Annotated in this window: 12 protein-coding genes; 7 read left to right on the top strand and 5 right to left on the bottom strand. The window is 60.2% G+C overall.

Going from position 1 to position 15,110, the window contains the following annotated elements; translation table 11 throughout:
* Positions 1–4: 4 nt before the first annotated feature.
* The gene (gene pap, locus BLW70_RS26000; protein WP_074878892.1) at positions 5–1,528 is read right to left on the bottom strand and encodes a polyphosphate:AMP phosphotransferase; all 1,524 of its coding nucleotides are present in this window, start codon (positions 1,526–1,528) and stop codon (positions 5–7) included.
* 316 nt (positions 1,529–1,844) lie between these two features.
* Here pap and mnmC point away from each other — a divergent pair, with 316 nt between their 5' ends.
* The 6 genes from mnmC (at position 1,845) to BLW70_RS26035 (ending at position 10,399) form a co-directional block, all read left to right on the top strand.
* The gene (mnmC, locus tag BLW70_RS26005; RefSeq protein WP_074878894.1) at positions 1,845–3,827 is read left to right on the top strand and encodes a bifunctional tRNA (5-methylaminomethyl-2-thiouridine)(34)-methyltransferase MnmC2/FAD-dependent 5-carboxymethylaminomethyl-2-thiouridine(34) oxidoreductase MnmC1; all 1,983 of its coding nucleotides are present in this window, start codon (positions 1,845–1,847) and stop codon (positions 3,825–3,827) included.
* A 124-nt stretch (positions 3,828–3,951) separates the two neighbouring features.
* Entirely contained in the window at positions 3,952–5,724 is a 1,773-nt protein-coding gene (locus BLW70_RS26010; protein WP_074878896.1) for an N-acetylglutaminylglutamine amidotransferase, read from the top strand.
* Between the two features lie 3 nt (positions 5,725–5,727).
* The gene (gene ngg / locus BLW70_RS26015) at positions 5,728–7,473 is read left to right on the top strand and encodes an N-acetylglutaminylglutamine synthetase (RefSeq protein WP_074878898.1); all 1,746 of its coding nucleotides are present in this window, start codon (positions 5,728–5,730) and stop codon (positions 7,471–7,473) included.
* A 144-nt stretch (positions 7,474–7,617) separates the two neighbouring features.
* A complete protein-coding gene (locus BLW70_RS26025; RefSeq protein ID WP_074878900.1) occupies positions 7,618–8,808 on the top strand; it encodes an osmoprotectant NAGGN system M42 family peptidase in 1,191 nt (396 codons plus the stop codon).
* A 257-nt stretch (positions 8,809–9,065) separates the two neighbouring features.
* Entirely contained in the window at positions 9,066–10,013 is a 948-nt protein-coding gene (locus tag BLW70_RS26030) for an IS110 family RNA-guided transposase (RefSeq protein ID WP_074871984.1), read from the top strand.
* Between the two features lie 158 nt (positions 10,014–10,171).
* Positions 10,172–10,399, top strand: coding sequence for a YheU family protein (locus BLW70_RS26035; protein WP_003199186.1), 228 nt, complete (start codon positions 10,172–10,174; stop codon positions 10,397–10,399).
* A 4-nt stretch (positions 10,400–10,403) separates the two neighbouring features.
* On the opposite strand, the gene csrA is transcribed toward BLW70_RS26035, so the two are convergent.
* From csrA to BLW70_RS26050, 3 genes are all read right to left on the bottom strand, one after another.
* The gene (gene csrA, locus BLW70_RS26040) at positions 10,404–10,589 is read right to left on the bottom strand and encodes a carbon storage regulator CsrA (protein ID WP_074878902.1); all 186 of its coding nucleotides are present in this window, start codon (positions 10,587–10,589) and stop codon (positions 10,404–10,406) included.
* 153 nt (positions 10,590–10,742) lie between these two features.
* Entirely contained in the window at positions 10,743–11,075 is a 333-nt protein-coding gene (locus tag BLW70_RS26045; protein WP_074878904.1) for a YnfA family protein, read from the bottom strand.
* Between the two features lie 64 nt (positions 11,076–11,139).
* A complete protein-coding gene (locus BLW70_RS26050; RefSeq protein WP_074878906.1) occupies positions 11,140–11,955 on the bottom strand; it encodes an SDR family oxidoreductase in 816 nt (271 codons plus the stop codon).
* Positions 11,956–12,235: 280 nt separating this feature from the next.
* On the opposite strand from BLW70_RS26050, the gene BLW70_RS26055 reads away from it, so the two are divergent.
* Positions 12,236–12,394, top strand: a complete 159-nt coding sequence (locus BLW70_RS26055) for a DUF3309 family protein (protein WP_173860449.1) — start codon at positions 12,236–12,238, stop codon at positions 12,392–12,394.
* 60 nt (positions 12,395–12,454) lie between these two features.
* On the opposite strand, the gene BLW70_RS26060 is transcribed toward BLW70_RS26055, so the two are convergent.
* A complete protein-coding gene (locus BLW70_RS26060) occupies positions 12,455–14,548 on the bottom strand; it encodes an LTA synthase family protein (protein WP_074878908.1) in 2,094 nt (697 codons plus the stop codon).
* Between the last annotated feature and the right edge of the window lie 562 nt (positions 14,549–15,110).

The following is a 15,110-nucleotide window of genomic DNA, read 5'->3' on the forward strand; positions in this document are numbered from 1 at the left end:
TCGTTCACTTCTTGTGCTGTTGCGCTTTCCTGTTGTGTTTGTCGGACTTTTCGAACGCCTCTTCCAGCGCCAGATTGATGGTGCGCAGGACTTTGACCCGCGCCCAGCGCTTGTCATTGGCTTCTATCAGTGTCCAGGGCGAGATCTCGGTGCTGGTGCGATCGACCATGTCACCGACCGCCGCGCGGTAGGCGTCCCATTTGTCACGATTGCGCCAGTCATCTTCGGTGATCTTGAAACGCTTGAAGGGAATCTCTTCCCGCGCCTGGAAGCGCTCCAGTTGCGTCTGCTTGTCGATGGCCAGCCAGAACTTGACCACGATCACCCCGGCCTCGGCGATCAGTTCTTCAAAATCATTGATTTCACTGTAGGCCCGCAACCAGTCAGCCGGTGGGCAGTAGCCCTCGACGCGTTCCACCAGCACGCGCCCGTACCACGAACGATCGAACACCGTGAACTTGCCCTTGGCCGGGATGTGCCGCCAGAACCGCCACAGATAAGGCTGCGCCCGTTCCTCTTCAGTGGGCGCGGCAATCGGCACGATGTTGTACTGACGCGGATCGAGGGCCGCGGCAACCCGGCGGATCGCCCCACCCTTGCCGGCCGCGTCATTGCCCTCGAACACCGCCACCAAGGCATGCCGACGCATGCGTTTGTCGCGCATCAGGCCGGAGAATCGTGCCTGTTCGGTAATCAATTGTTCTTCGTAATCGTCCTTGTCCAGGCGCAGGGTCAAATCCAGGCTGTCGAGCAGGCTCAGTTGATCGACATGGATCGGCAACGGCGCGGCATTGACCTTGGAAGGATGGACCTTGTGTCGCTTCAGGGCGCTTTGCAGGCCTTCGAGCAGGATCTTGCCCACCGCCAGGCTGCGGTAATGCGGGTCCACCCCTTCGATCACATGCCAGGGCGCATAGTCGCGGCTGGTACGGCGCAACACGCGTTCGCCGTATTTCACGAACTTGTCGTAGGTTTGCGATTGCTGCCAGTCCAGCGGACTGATGCGCCAACTGTGCAGCGGGTCATCCGCCAGGGCCTTGAGCCGCGCCTTCATTTGCTTCTTGGAGAGGTGGAACCAGAACTTGAAGATCAGCGCGCCTTCGTCGCAGAGCATTTTTTCAAAGCGCTCGGACTGGTTGATGACCTGATCCAGCACCGGGTCCTTGAACAAGCCATGAACCCGGCCTTGCAGCATCTGGCTGTACCAGTTGCCGAAGAAAATCCCCATGCGGCCCTTGGCCGGAAGCATCCGCCAGTAGCGCCAGGCCGGTGGCCGCGCCAGCTCTTCGTCGGTCTGCTGATCGAACGTGCGGACCTCGATCAAGCGTGGGTCCATCCATTCGTTGAGCAACTTGACCGTCTCGCCCTTGCCGGCGCCTTCGATGCCATTGATCAGGATGATCACCGGGAAGCGGCGTTGCTGGTGCAGTTCGAACTGCGCTTCGAGCAGGGCTTCACGCAGGGCTGGTTCTTCGGCTTCGTAGGTTTCTTTGTCGATGGCGTGACCGATTTCGGCGGATTCGAACATGGATGGCTCCCTTTCCAGATTGAGCAAGACTAGCGGATTGAGTGGTTTCCGCAGGAGAAATCCCTGACTTCCCAGCAACGACGTTTCCTGTAGCAGCAGCCGAAGGCTGCGTTCGATCGCGCAGCGGTCGTAAATCCTGAATTCACGTTTTACCTGAAAAATGCATCGGCTGTTTTTGCGACCGCTGCGCGATCGAACGCAGCCTTCGGCAGCTGCTACAGATTTTCAGCGAATCTGCGAGCGCATGCGTTGCCATGGATCAAGCACCACCCCGGCGATCGGCTAGAATGGCCGCCTTGCCGTTGCCGAGCCTGCCATGAAACCTGTATTGCCCCACGCCCAGCTCGACTGGGACGACCAAGGGCTCCCGCGTTCGCGGGTGTTCGATGATGTGTATTTCTCCGACCTGTCGGGGCTGGACGAAACCCGCTACGTGTTCCTCGAACAGAACGCTTTGCGTGAACGCTTTGCCGCGCTGCCGGCGGGCGGTCGACTGGTGATTGGCGAGACCGGTTTCGGCACCGGGCTGAATTTCCTTTGCGCCTGGCAGCTGTTCGAACAGCACGCGGCGGCCGGGGCGCGACTGCATTTTGTCAGTGTCGAAAAGTACCCGCTGAGCCTGCCCGACCTGCAGCGCGCCCTGGCCTTGTGGCCGGAACTCAAGCCGTTTGCCGATCAATTGCTGACGCAATACGTCGCGATCCATCCAGGCTTCCAGCGCCTGGTGCTGGACAACGGCCGCGTGACCTTGACCCTGCTGATCGGCGATGCGCTGGAACAACTGCCCCAACTCGACGCGCAGATCGACGCCTGGTTTCTCGACGGTTTTGCCCCGGCGAAAAACCCCGACATGTGGACCGCCGAGCTGTTCGCCGAACTGGCACGCCTCGCGGCCCCCGGCTCGACCATCAGCACCTTCACCAGCACCGGTTGGGTTCGCCGCCTGTTGAATGCCGCAGGCTTCAAGATGAAGCGCACGCCCGGCATCGGCCACAAATGGGAGATCCTGCGGGGCGTTTTTCTTGGCTGGCCGGAAGAAGTCCCGGCGCCCGCCGCAGTCAAACCATGGTTCGCACGTCCGACGCCATTGACCGGCGAACGTCGGGCACTGGTGATTGGCGCCGGCCTGGCCGGTTGCGCCACGGCCGCCAGTCTCGCCGCGCGGGGTTGGCAAGTCAGCCTGCTGGAGCGTCACGATGCGCTGGCGCAAGAAGCCTCGGGCAATCCACAGGGCGTGCTTTATCTCAAGCTTTCGGCCCATGGCACCGCGTTGTCGCAATTGATTGTCAGTGGTTTCGGTCACACCCGACGCTTGCTCGAACAGCTGCAACGGGGCATCGACTGGGACGATTGCGGGGTCTTGCAACTGGCCTTCAATGCCAAGGAAGCCGAACGCCAGGCGCAATTGGCCGCCGCCTTTTCGCCAGACCTGGTGCACTTGCTCGATCAACCGCAAGCCCAGACTCGGGCCGGCATCGCCCTGGAGCACGGCGGATTATTTTTCCCGGAGGGCGGCTGGGTTCATCCGCCGGCGTTGTGCCATTGGCAAGCATCTTCGGCGAACATCCAGTGGCTGCCCCATCGCGATGTCCTGGAGCTGCGCAAGGTTGATGATCAATGGCAGGCCTGGGACGGTGATGATTTGCTGGCCAGTGCCCCCGTGGTGATCCTGGCCGGCGCCGCAGAAATCAAGCGCTTCCCTCAAAGCGCCGAGCTGCCCCTCAAACGCATTCGTGGCCAGATCACTCGGTTGGCGCAAACACCGGAAAGCCAGAGCCTGGCCACCGTCGTCTGCGCCGAAGGCTATGTGGCGCCGGCTCGACTGGGCGAACACACCCTCGGCGCCAGCTTCGACTTCAAGAGCGACGACCTGACCCCGACCCTCGCCGAACACCTCGGCAACCTGGCTTTGCTGGAGGAAATTTCCCCCGACCTGGCCAGGCGGCTGCATGCACAGGAATTGGACCCGCAACTGCTTGAAGGACGCGCCGCGTTCCGCTGCACCAGCCCGGACTACCTGCCGATCGTTGGCCCGTTGGCCGAACCCGCGGCCTTCGCCGATGCCTACGCCGTGCTGAGCAAGGACGCCCGGCAAGTACCGGATGTTCCCTGCCCCTGGCTTGAGGGTTTTTACGTCAACAGCGGCCACGGTTCTCGCGGCTTGATCACCGCGCCGCTGTCGGGTGAATTGCTCGCGGCATGGATCGAAAACGAACCGCTGCCCCTGCCCAGAACGGTCGCCGAAGCCTGCCATCCCAACCGTTTTGCCGTGCGCCAATTGGTCCGCGGAAAAGTCTGACGCCACGCCTTATAACTTATCGGTCTAAAACTCCGGGGATTCAGCCGGGTCAGTTTCTGAGTACCCGCCGTTTTTGGCGCGGTATCGATTGACCCTCCCCAACGGAAAAACCGGTAAGGAATTTATGTGCGGATTAGCTGGCGAGTTACGCTTTGATCATCAACCTGCGGACCTCGCGGCCGTTGAACGAATCACCCATCACCTGGCCCCACGCGGCCCTGACGCATGGGGCTTCCACAGCCAGGGGCCGATTGCCCTGGGCCATCGTCGCCTGAAAATCATGGACCTGTCGGACGGCTCGGCGCAGCCGATGATCGACAACCAACTGGGCTTGTCCCTGGCCTTCAACGGCGCGATCTACAACTTCCCGGAACTGCGCACCGAGCTTGAAAGCCTCGGTTATGCCTTCTATTCCGGCGGTGACACCGAAGTCCTGCTCAAGGGTTATCACGCCTGGGGCGAAGCACTGCTACCCAAACTCAACGGCATGTTCGCCTTCGCCATCTGGGAGCGCGATGCCCAACGCCTGTTCATCGCCCGCGACCGTCTCGGCGTGAAGCCGCTGTACCTGTCGCGCACCGGTCAGCGCCTGCGCTTTGCCTCGGCACTGCCGGCGTTGCTCAAGGGCGGCGACATCAACCCGATCCTCGACCCGGTGGCACTCAATCATTATCTGAACTTCCACGCCGTCGTCCCGGCACCGCGCACCTTGCTGGCCGGCATCGAAAAACTGCCACCGGCGACCTGGATGCGCATCGAAGCCGATGGCACCACTGAGCAGAAAACCTGGTGGACCCTGCCCTACGGCCCACACGCCGACGAGATGAATCTGACACTCGAAGACTGGCGTGACCGCGTACTCGACAGCACCCGTGACGCGGTGGCGATCCGTCAACGTGCGGCAGTCGACGTCGGGGTGCTGCTGTCGGGCGGTGTCGATTCGAGCCTGCTGGTCGGCCTGTTGCGTGAAGTCGGCGTGGAAAACCTGTCGACCTTCTCCATCGGTTTCCAGGATGCCGGCGGCGAGCGCGGCGACGAGTTCCAGTATTCGGACCTGATCGCCAAGCACTACGGCACCCAGCATCACCAATTGCGCATCGCCGAAAAAGAAATCATCGAGCAATTGCCCGCGGCGTTCCGCGCCATGAGCGAACCGATGGTCAGCCATGACTGCATCGCGTTCTATCTGCTGTCCCGTGAAGTGGCCAAGCACTGCAAAGTGGTGCAGAGCGGCCAAGGCGCGGACGAGTTGTTCGCCGGGTATCACTGGTATCCACAAGTCGACGGTGCCGAAGATCCGTACACCGCCTATCGCGATGCCTTTTTCGACCGCAGCTACGACGACTACGCCGCCACCGTGCAGCCGAAATGGCTGACATCAAATGACGCTGCTGGTGACTTCGTGAAGGAACATTTCGCACAACCCGGCGCCGATGCCGCGGTGGACAAAGCCCTGCGCCTGGACAGCACGATCATGCTGGTGGACGACCCGGTCAAACGCGTCGACAACATGACCATGGCCTGGGGCCTGGAAGCGCGCACACCGTTTCTCGACTATCGCCTGGTGGAATTGTCGGCGCGCGTGCCGGGCAAATTCAAACTGCCCGATGGCGGCAAGCAGGTCTTGAAAGAAGCGGCGCGGCTGGTGATTCCGAGTGAAGTGATCGATCGCAAGAAAGGCTACTTCCCGGTCCCCGGCCTGAAGCATTTGCAAGGCGATACGCTGAACTGGGTGCGCGAACTGCTGCTCGATCCGAGTCAGGATCGCGGCCTGTTCAACCCGGCGATGCTCGACCGTCTGCTGACCGATCCACAAGGTCAATTGACCCCGTTGCGCGGTTCCAAGCTGTGGCAATTGGCGGCGCTGAACCTGTGGCTCAGCGAACAAGGAATCTGATCGATGAAACCCCACGCCACGGCCTACAGCCAACGCTTGTTGCGCGGTCAGGCGCCCTCTTACGAACGCTTGCAGGCGCGCCTCGCCGAAGACGGCAGTGAATTGGGCGCTGCACCGATCGCCGTGCATTGCGGTTGGGGCCGGTTGCTGATCGGCCATACCTTCCCGGATGCGGCGAGCCTGGCCCAAGAACTGCTCAACGAGCACACCGGTGAACGCGACATCGCCCTGTACGTGGCTGCGCCTCAGCAAGTGCTGGGGCTGGAGCCGGCCCAGTTGTTCCTTGACCCGTCCGACACCTTGCGCCTGTGGTTCAGCGATTACCGCCAGTCGACTCGGGTATTTCGCGGCTTTCGCATCCGCCGCGCCCAGAGCGACGCGGACTGGCAGGCGATCAATCAGCTGTATCTGTTGCGCGGCATGCTGCCGATCGATGCGAGTCTGCTGACGCCGCGTCATCAGGGCGGGCCCGTCTATTGGCTGGCCGAAGATGAGGACAGCGGTGCGATCATCGGCAGCGTCATGGGTCTCAATCACCACACGGCGTTCAACGATCCGGAAAATGGCAGCAGCCTTTGGTGCCTGGCGGTCGATCCGCAATGTTCGCGTCCGGGTGTCGGTGAAGTGCTGGTGCGACATTTGATCGAACACTTCATGAGCCGTGGGCTGAGTTACCTGGACCTGTCAGTGCTGCACGACAACCGGCAGGCGAAGAGCCTTTACGCCAAGCTGGGGTTTCGCAACCTGTCGACCTTCGCGATCAAGCGCAAGAACTGCATTAATCAGCCGTTGTTTCTCGGCCCGGGTCCCGAAGCCGAGTTCAATCCTTATGCACGGATCATCGTCGAGGAAGCGCACCGTCGCGGCATCGAAGTGCAAGTCGATGACGCCGATGCCGGCCTGTTCACCTTGATCCATGGCAGTCGCCGCGTACGTTGCCGTGAATCCCTCAGCGACCTGACAAGCGCTATCAGCATGACGTTGTGCCAGGACAAAAGCCTGACGCACAAAGTGTTCAAGACCGCCGGGCTGAACCTGCCGTCGCAGCAACTGGCCGGCAATGCCGACGACAACCTGGCGTTTCTCGACGAGCACGAACGGGTCGTGGTCAAACCGCTGGATGGCGAACAAGGCCAAGGCGTCGCGGTGGATTTACGGAGCATCGAAGAGGTCCAGCAAGCCATCGAATCCGCCCGCCAGTTCGACAGTCGCGTGCTGCTGGAGAGTTTCCACGAAGGCCTCGACTTGCGGATTGTGGTGATCGGTTTTGAGGTGGTCGCCGCGGCGATTCGTCGTCCGGCAGAAGTGGTCGGTGATGGCCAGCATTCCATCGGTGCGCTGATCGAAGCGCAGAGCCGGCGTCGTCAGGCGGCTACCAGCGGAGAAAGCAAAATCCCGCTGGATCACGAGACCGAGCGCACCTTGAAGGCGGCGGGTTTTGACTACAACAGCATTCTGCCGGCGGGCGAGCATCTGTTCGTACGGCGAACGGCGAACCTTCATACCGGCGGGATTCTTGAGGATGTGACGGCGATCCTGCATCCAACCTTGGTGGATGCGGCGGTGCGCGCGGCGCGGGCGCTGGACATTCCAATGGTCGGGCTCGACCTGATGGTGCCTGCCGCCGATCAACCGGAGTATGTGTTTATCGAAGCCAATGAGCGCGCCGGACTGGCCAACCACGAACCGCAGCCGACGGCCGAGCGGTTTGTGGATTTGTTGTTTCCGCACAGTCAACCGGCGGCTTAGCCCCCCCTTCCTGATCGTTCCCACGCTCTGCGTGGGAATGCAGCCAGGGACGCTCTGCGTCCCAAAAGCGGACGCGGAGCGTCCAGTGAGGCATTCCCACGCGGAGCGTGGGAACGATCAACGCTTAACTCATCAGGAGTTTCCATGACCAGCAACATTCCCGAACCGGATCTGAACTACCTGCAAAAAGTCCTGCTGGAAATGCTCGCCATTCCCAGCCCGACCGGGTTCACCGATACCATCGTGCGTTACGTCGCCGAACGGCTTGAAGAGCTGGGCATTCCCTTTGAGATGACCCGCCGCGGCACGATCCGCGCCACCCTCAAGGGCAAGAAGAACAGTCCCGACCGCGCGGTCTCCGCTCACCTCGACACCATCGGCGCAGCGGTTCGCGCGATCAAGGACAACGGCCGCCTGACCCTGGCGCCTGTCGGTTGCTGGTCCAGCCGTTTTGCCGAGGGCAGCCGGGTCAGCCTGTTTACCGACAACGGCGTGATCCGTGGCAGCGTGTTGCCGCTGATGGCTTCCGGGCATGCGTTCAATACCGCCGTGGATGAAATGCCGATCAGTTGGGATCACATCGAATTGCGCCTGGACGCCTATTGCGCCACGCGTGCCGATTGCGACTCACTGGGGATCAGCGTCGGTGACTTTGTCGCCTTCGACCCTTTACCGGAGTTCACCGAAAGCGGCCACATCAGCGCCCGTCATCTTGACGACAAGGCCGGCGTTGCCGCATTACTGGCGGCGCTCAAAGCGATCGTCGACAGCGGCCAAGAGCTGATGATCGACTGTCATCCGCTGTTCACCATCACCGAGGAAACCGGCAGTGGCGCGGCGGCGGCATTGCCGTGGGACGTCAGCGAATTCGTCGGCATCGACATTGCCCCGGTCGCACCGGGTCAGCATTCCAGCGAACACGCGGTGAGCGTGGCGATGCAGGATTCCGGCGGGCCTTACGACTATCACCTGTCGCGACATCTGCTGCGCCTGGCCAGTGACAACGAGTTGCCGGTGCGCCGTGACCTGTTTCGCTATTACTTCAGCGATGCCCATTCGGCGGTCACTGCCGGGCATGACATTCGCACCGCCCTGCTCGCCTTCGGCTGCGACGCCACTCACGGCTACGAACGCACCCACATCGACAGCCTCGCCGCCCTCAGCCGCCTGCTCGGCGCCTATATTCTGAGCCCGCCGGTGTTTGCCAGCGATGCACAACCGGCCAAGGGGTCGCTGGACCGGTTCAGTCATCAGATCGAACATGAGACACAGATGGAAAGCGACACGCGGGTGCCGTCGGTGGATAGCCTGGTGGGGCAGCGCTCCGAAAGCTGAGTCTTGCTTGAGATAGGCTGTGATTGAAAGATTGCCATCGCGAGCAGGCTCGCTTGTATGGTAGGACTTGAAGGGAGGAGGAGGGACAAGGCTCGATTCTGACTGTTGACGCAGTACAGACCGTGGGAGATTTCGCCCCTCCTCCTTTCACCCAAGCGCCGATAAAGAATGCATCTGGCTAGACCGACGATAGGAACAAGCCTGCGCCTCTGGGTGAGCCCTTCAAGTGCTTAAAACCATATCCCGGAGGAAATCCAATGGCAATGCCGGTTTCTGTCACAAAGCCGATCGTAGGTGTGGATGTCGCCAAGAATGAACTGGTGATTTATCAGTCTGATGGGGATTTGCTTGAAGAGATTCCCAACACCAAAACATCCATCAAACAGTGGCTGAAGGCGTTGTCGGGGACGGTGGCTATTGCCATTGAGGCGACCAACATTTACCACCTGGACTTCGCTGATCTGGCCTATGAGGCCGGTTGCACGATTTACATGGTGGGAGGCTATGAGCTCAAACATTATCGCGAAGGCGTGAAGATCCGCGCCAAAACCGACGCACTGGATGCCAAGCTACTGGCTCGTTACCTGAAGAACGAAGCCGAGGAGTTGCGTCCTTGGACCCCGCCCTCACCGCTGTACCGCCAGCTCCTGAGCCTTTTCCGCCGCCGCGCAGCCTTGGTCCAGGCCAGGGTCGGCCTGGTGCAGAGCTGGTCGAATGAGCCGCTGCTTAAGGCGGCTTTTGCCGAGCAAGTGAAGTCCATGCAGCAGCTTGAGACGCTGATCGAAAAGACGATCAACGATCAGCTCAAAGAAGCCGGTTTGCTCGGTCAATTGAAGCGCTGCCTGAAAGTTGAGGGTATTGGATTTTTGACTGGGGCCCGCTTGATAACTGCATTTCAGCGAGGAGATTTTAGAAACGCGGATGCCTTTATCGCCTTCCTGGGCATGGATTTACGGGTGGCGAAATCAGGACAGAAGGACGCTCGCCGCAGTTTGACCAAGCGCGGCGACCCCGAGGCCCGCCGACTTCTGCACAATGCAGCGATGTCGGCTAGCCGTACGAAAGCCTGGAAAGGGTATTACGAAGAACAAAGAACGCGGGGTTTCAGCACCACTCAGGCGCTGGTGATGCTGGCTCGCAAGCTTGCTCGGGTGGTATTCGCCTTGCTGAAAGGGCAAAGCGAATATCAGCCAAAAGCCAGTTGAGGGCTTTCCCTCAACCATAGAATCTCCCACAGGAGTACGCGGTCACCTGTGGGAGTGAGCCTGCTCGCGATGGCGTCAGACCAGACAACTCAAAACCCCAGGCTAGCCGCAACCTCCCATTCGCCGTAGCATCGCGCCATTGTTTAGCCGAGGTGCCTATGCTGATCCCCCATGACCAACTTGAAGTCGACACCCTCACCCGCCTGATCGAGGATTTCGTGACCCGTGACGGTACGGACAATGGCGATGACACGCCGCTGGAAACCCGTGTTCTGCGTGTTCGCCAGGCATTGACCAAGGGCCAGGCGCTGATTGTCTTCGACCCGGAAAGCGAACAATGCCAGTTGATGCTCAAACACGATGTGCCCAAGCACTTGTTCGACTGAGATCTCAGCGCCCTTTGTTTTTCGCCAGTTTGACCTGGATGCGGTCGTAGACCTCGGACCGGTGCACGTTGACGTTTTGCGGCGCTTCGACGCCGAAACGCACACTGCCGCCGTTGACGGCAAGAACGCGCACGGAAATGTTGTCACCGATGGAAATCAACTCGCCCACAACGCGACTGAGTACAAGCATGGCATTCGTCCTTCAGGGGTATCGGACCCTGACGATGCCCTGCACTCGGAGGGTCTTCAATGGGATTACGGCAAATCAGTCCCGCCCTACAGCCCCTTCCGAACAGTTCCTATGGAAACGTCTGACAAACCGGTTGAATGAAGGACTGATCCTTCAGGAAGCGGAGAATCGCGGGCCGAAAAGGATGACGCTAGCCCCGATCACACACAGTGCCACCCCGAGCCAGTCCGAGCCCAGCGGACGAATCCGCTCGACCACCGCCAGCCAGCCGATCGACGCGATGATGTAGATGCCACCGTAAGCGGCATAGGCGCGACCGGCGTAGGTCGCTTCGATGCGGGTCAGCAGCAGCGCGAACAAGGTCAGACTGAGCAGCGCGGGCACGACCCACCAGGCACTTTTCCCCTGGCGCAGCCACATCCAGAAGGCAAAACAGCCGGCGATTTCGAACAGCGCGGCGAGGAAAAACCACAGGTAATTGAGCATGCAAACGTCTCGCGAGGATGGCCGATGGCGGCCACCCTAACGACGGTATTGCGTACGGGCAAGTTCAGCCTGCGGTTTGTTTGGCCTTGGCGCGCATTTTGTCGGCCATGGCGGTCATTTCATCGTAGAGCAGTTGCGGGTTCTTCTGCTTGAGCGCCCAGGCCATACGGCCCTGTTCGTGAGGCAGGATCATGAATTCGCCGGCGGCAACGTGCTGATAGATGTAGTCGGCAATGTCGGTTGCGGTGATCGGCGAGCTTTCCAGCAACTTGCCGACCTGGGCTTTCATGGCCGGCGTCGGGCCACGGAAGGAGTCCAGCAAATTGGTCTGGAAGAATGACGGGCACACCACATGCACGTCGATTTCCTGCTGCGCCAACTCCACCAGCAGGCTTTCGGACAACGCCACCACGCCAGCCTTGGCCACGTTGTAGTTGCTCATGGCCGGGCCTTGCATCAGGGCGGCCATCGACGCGATGTTGATGATCTTGCCTTGGCTTTTTTCCAGCAGCGGCAGGAAGGCCTTGCAGCCCTTGACCACGCCCATCAGGTTGATCGCAATCTGCCAGTCCCAGTCTTCCAGGGACAGCTCACTGAAAAACCCGCCCGAGGCAACGCCGGCGTTGTTGACGATGACATCGATGCCCCCGAATTTCTCGTCGCAGGCTTGGGCGAACGCGGTCAGCTGGCTGTAATCGCGCACGTCGCAACGCTGGATAAAACCGTCGCCGCCGGCTTCTCGAACCAATTTCAGGGTTTCCTGCAGACCGGGTTCGCTGACATCCGACAAGGCCAGCTGCCAGCCTTCACGCGCCCAGCGCAGCGCGATTTCGCGACCCAAGCCCGAGCCCGCGCCAGTGATCATCATGCGATTTTGCATAGCAAACAGCCTTGTTGTTCCGGGGAAGATGCACCGAGTGTAGCGAAGGACTATGCCCGATCCACGCTCCATCAGATTGCTGAATGGCCCGAGCAAACCGTGGCAGCGCCTGAACCAACTTGTGCAATAAAAAACGAAATAAGCCTTTCTTCGAAAAACATTAAAAAAACTTGGAATTTTCTTTCATTCACTACAGTCGGATTTTGTAAGCAGCCCGGATTTACAGCAGCCCGGCTGACCGTTAAACGCCAGGTAATTCCAGAACACTTCCAACAAGGAAATAGATATGGGCACAATTCTAATCATTATTCTGATCCTCCTGCTGATAGGTGGCTTACCGGTCTTCCCACACTCCAGAAGTTGGGGTTATGGCCCGTCGGGTATCATCGGCGTGGTGTTGGTGGTGCTGTTGATCCTGCTGTTGCTCGGCAAGATATAAAGGTTTAACAGGCAAAAAAAAGAGGCCCTTTTCAAGGGCCTCTTTTTATTGCATCACGACTTAGTCCGGCGTGCCGTCAACCACACCGGCGGTGTTGTCGATCAGGCTTTTGGTCGCCGTTTGCAGGAACGCTTCGAGCTTGAGCTTCAGCTCAGCGGTACGCGGCGCATCCGGAACGATCTCGGCGTGAGGGGTGGCGCCCAGTTCGTACTGGTACATTTTCGGCGCCATTTCCTTTTCCTTCGGCAGCACCAGAATCTGATCTGCCGTGATGATGGCGGTGGTCTGCTCGCTACCCGACGGCTTGATCACACCGAAACCGGTGTCGCCTTCAGGCAGGTTGAGCAAATCGCGGCCCCAGCACTGATGACGCACTTCACCACCAATACGGCCCATGATGGTTGGCACGATGTCGATCTGCGTGCCCACGGTATGGTCCCGCTCGCCGAACTTTTCCTGGATGCCCGGTGCGATCATCAGCATCGGTACGTTGAAGCGGCCCAGGTCCATTTCGGTGATCTGACGCTCGTTGCCAAAACCGTGGTCGCCGACGATCACAAACAGGGTTTCCTTGAAATACGGCTCCTTGCGGGCCTTTTCAAAGAACTGGCCGAGCGCCCAGTCCGCATAACGCATGGCGGTCAAATGCTCGTTCAGGCTACCGCGATCGGTCACGGGCTCAACCGGCAATGGCGTCGGCAAGGCGTATGGCGTGTGGTTGGACAGGGTTTGCAGCAGCGCATAGAACGGCTTGCCGTTTTCCCGCGCCTTGAGCTCAGTCAGACCTCGGTCGAACATGTCCTGGTCGGACACGCCCCAGGTCGGATCGGAGAACACCGGGTTCACGAAGTCGTTGCGCCCAATGAAGTTGGTCATGCCCTGGTTGCTGAAGAAACCCGACTGGTTATCCCAGGCGAAGTCGCCGTTGTAGACGTACACGTCGTCATAGTCACGGGCACTGAGCAATTGCGGCAGGCCGGACAGCTTGTGGCTGCCTTCCGGCGTCTGCATCAGGTATTCGAAACCCGGCAGGTTCGGGAAGCAGGCCATGGTGGCGAACATACCCTGGTGGGTATGGGTGCCGTTGGAGAAGAAGCGGTCGAACATCAGGCCTTCCTTCGACAGTTTGTCGAGGTACGGTGTGATGTTGCCCGGTGCACCCAAGGCGCCCACCGAGTGACCGGCCATGCTTTCCATCAGGATCACGACGACGTTCTTGATCGGCAGGGTCTTGTCGGCCGGCGGCGTGTAATCGCGACGCACGGCTGCGGTTTGGGCATCCACCAGTTTGTCGTCCGCCATCACCAGCATGTCACGCACCACTTTCTGCGCTTCAGGCTGTGGCAGGGTGGCCTTCCAGATGTTGTCGCGATCTTCGGACATCCGGCTCTTGGCCGCGGCGACCAACGACAAAGTACCGTTGAGGCCCAACTGGTTGGCGAAGTTCGAATCGGTGGTGTAGACGTCACCCCAACGCATTGGCGGGCCCTGGCGCAAGGTGCCACGAGCGGCGACCACGCAGACCAGCAGGCAGACGACAAACACCGCGATGCGCGAATACCACGGGGCGACCTTACGCGTACCGATACTGCCGCCGCTGAAGGGGCCACGAGGCCGGGTGGCGCGGTCGGCGCCCTTGAATGCCAGGGTCAGGATCAACGTGCCCACGGCCCAGGCCAGCAGGTAGCGAACCACCGGAAAACCGTACCAGAGCATGCTCATCACGGTTTTCGGGTCTTCTTTTACATATTGGAAGACCAAGCCGTTGAGGCGCTGGTGGAACTCGCGGTAGAAGTCCATCTCCATCAGGCCGAGGAACAGGGCGATGCTCGAGGCAATGGTCAGCCAGAACCGGAAGAATCCGCGTGCGGACATCGCCCGGGCGCTGAACAGCGCCAGCAGCAATGGAATGCTGAGGTAGACCACCAGGCGCAGGTCGAAACGCAGACCGTTGGCGAACGCTTCGAGAAAGGTCGAGGCCGGGGTGTCGAGGATCATCTCGCGGTTGTAAACCAGCAGCGCAACGCGCAACAGGCTGAACATGACCATCATGACCAGGGCACACAGCAGCGTGTAGGCCAGATGCGATTTGACGGTCGGTTGCAGCAGGCGACTAGAAGCTCGCTGCTGACTCAGGGCGTCCGGGTTTGCCATGTCGTTTTAGGACCCATTGGAAGTTGAAGTTTCAATAAATACAGCGGCGCCTTGCCCTCTGTTGGCCTGTACTCGGCCCCGGGGCTTGCGCGGTGCGCAAATGTTGCACGATCAAACGCGGCATTGCCATTGATTACTGTCCGGCATGCCTGGCGCGGGCGAATTGTCTTGGAGACGTTGTGAAAATTTCGTGCAACGTATATTCGGATACAAAATAAAGTCTCCCGCTCCGAATGCCCGTTAGTTTGATCGTTCCCACGCTCTGCGTGGGAATGCATCCCGTGACGCTCCGCGTCACCAGTGCGCAGGACTTACGCCTTGCGTCAACAGCGAAATGCGGAGCGTCCCCGGCGGCGTTCCCACGCAGAGCGTGGGAATGATCAGATGTACGCGCAAGCTTTGAGGAAACAGGGGCCCACGGAGCAGGACCGGAGCGAGGGCATGCCGAACCTGGGCGTGGCACCGACCGAAAGGGGCAAGAGCCCTTGGTTACTTGGGACTTTTCCAAGTGACCCGCCGTAAGGGCGGAACCGCCAGCCGCCGTTACCGCAAAAACGGATAT

This window comes from Pseudomonas frederiksbergensis, assembly GCF_900105495.1.
Taxonomy (GTDB): domain Bacteria; phylum Pseudomonadota; class Gammaproteobacteria; order Pseudomonadales; family Pseudomonadaceae; genus Aquipseudomonas; species Aquipseudomonas frederiksbergensis.

Bases quoted from the DNA above. Each gene is read 5' to 3' on its own strand.
- BLW70_RS26035 (WP_003199186.1), top strand. From the start codon at position 10,172: ATGCTGATCCCCCATGACCAACTTGAAGTCGACACCCTCACCCGCCTG.
- BLW70_RS26050 (WP_074878906.1), bottom strand. From the start codon at position 11,955: ATGCAAAATCGCATGATGATCACTGGCGCGGGCTCGGGCTTGGGTCGC.
- BLW70_RS26025 (WP_074878900.1), top strand. From the start codon at position 7,618: ATGACCAGCAACATTCCCGAACCGGATCTGAACTACCTGCAAAAAGTC.
- ngg (WP_074878898.1), top strand. From the start codon at position 5,728: ATGAAACCCCACGCCACGGCCTACAGCCAACGCTTGTTGCGCGGTCAG.
- mnmC (WP_074878894.1), top strand. From the start codon at position 1,845: ATGAAACCTGTATTGCCCCACGCCCAGCTCGACTGGGACGACCAAGGG.
- BLW70_RS26060 (WP_074878908.1), bottom strand. From the start codon at position 14,548: ATGGCAAACCCGGACGCCCTGAGTCAGCAGCGAGCTTCTAGTCGCCTG.
- csrA (WP_074878902.1), bottom strand. From the start codon at position 10,589: ATGCTTGTACTCAGTCGCGTTGTGGGCGAGTTGATTTCCATCGGTGAC.
- BLW70_RS26010 (WP_074878896.1), top strand. From the start codon at position 3,952: ATGTGCGGATTAGCTGGCGAGTTACGCTTTGATCATCAACCTGCGGAC.
- BLW70_RS26030 (WP_074871984.1), top strand. From the start codon at position 9,066: ATGGCAATGCCGGTTTCTGTCACAAAGCCGATCGTAGGTGTGGATGTC.
- BLW70_RS26045 (WP_074878904.1), bottom strand. From the start codon at position 11,075: ATGCTCAATTACCTGTGGTTTTTCCTCGCCGCGCTGTTCGAAATCGCC.
- pap (WP_074878892.1), bottom strand. From the start codon at position 1,528: ATGTTCGAATCCGCCGAAATCGGTCACGCCATCGACAAAGAAACCTAC.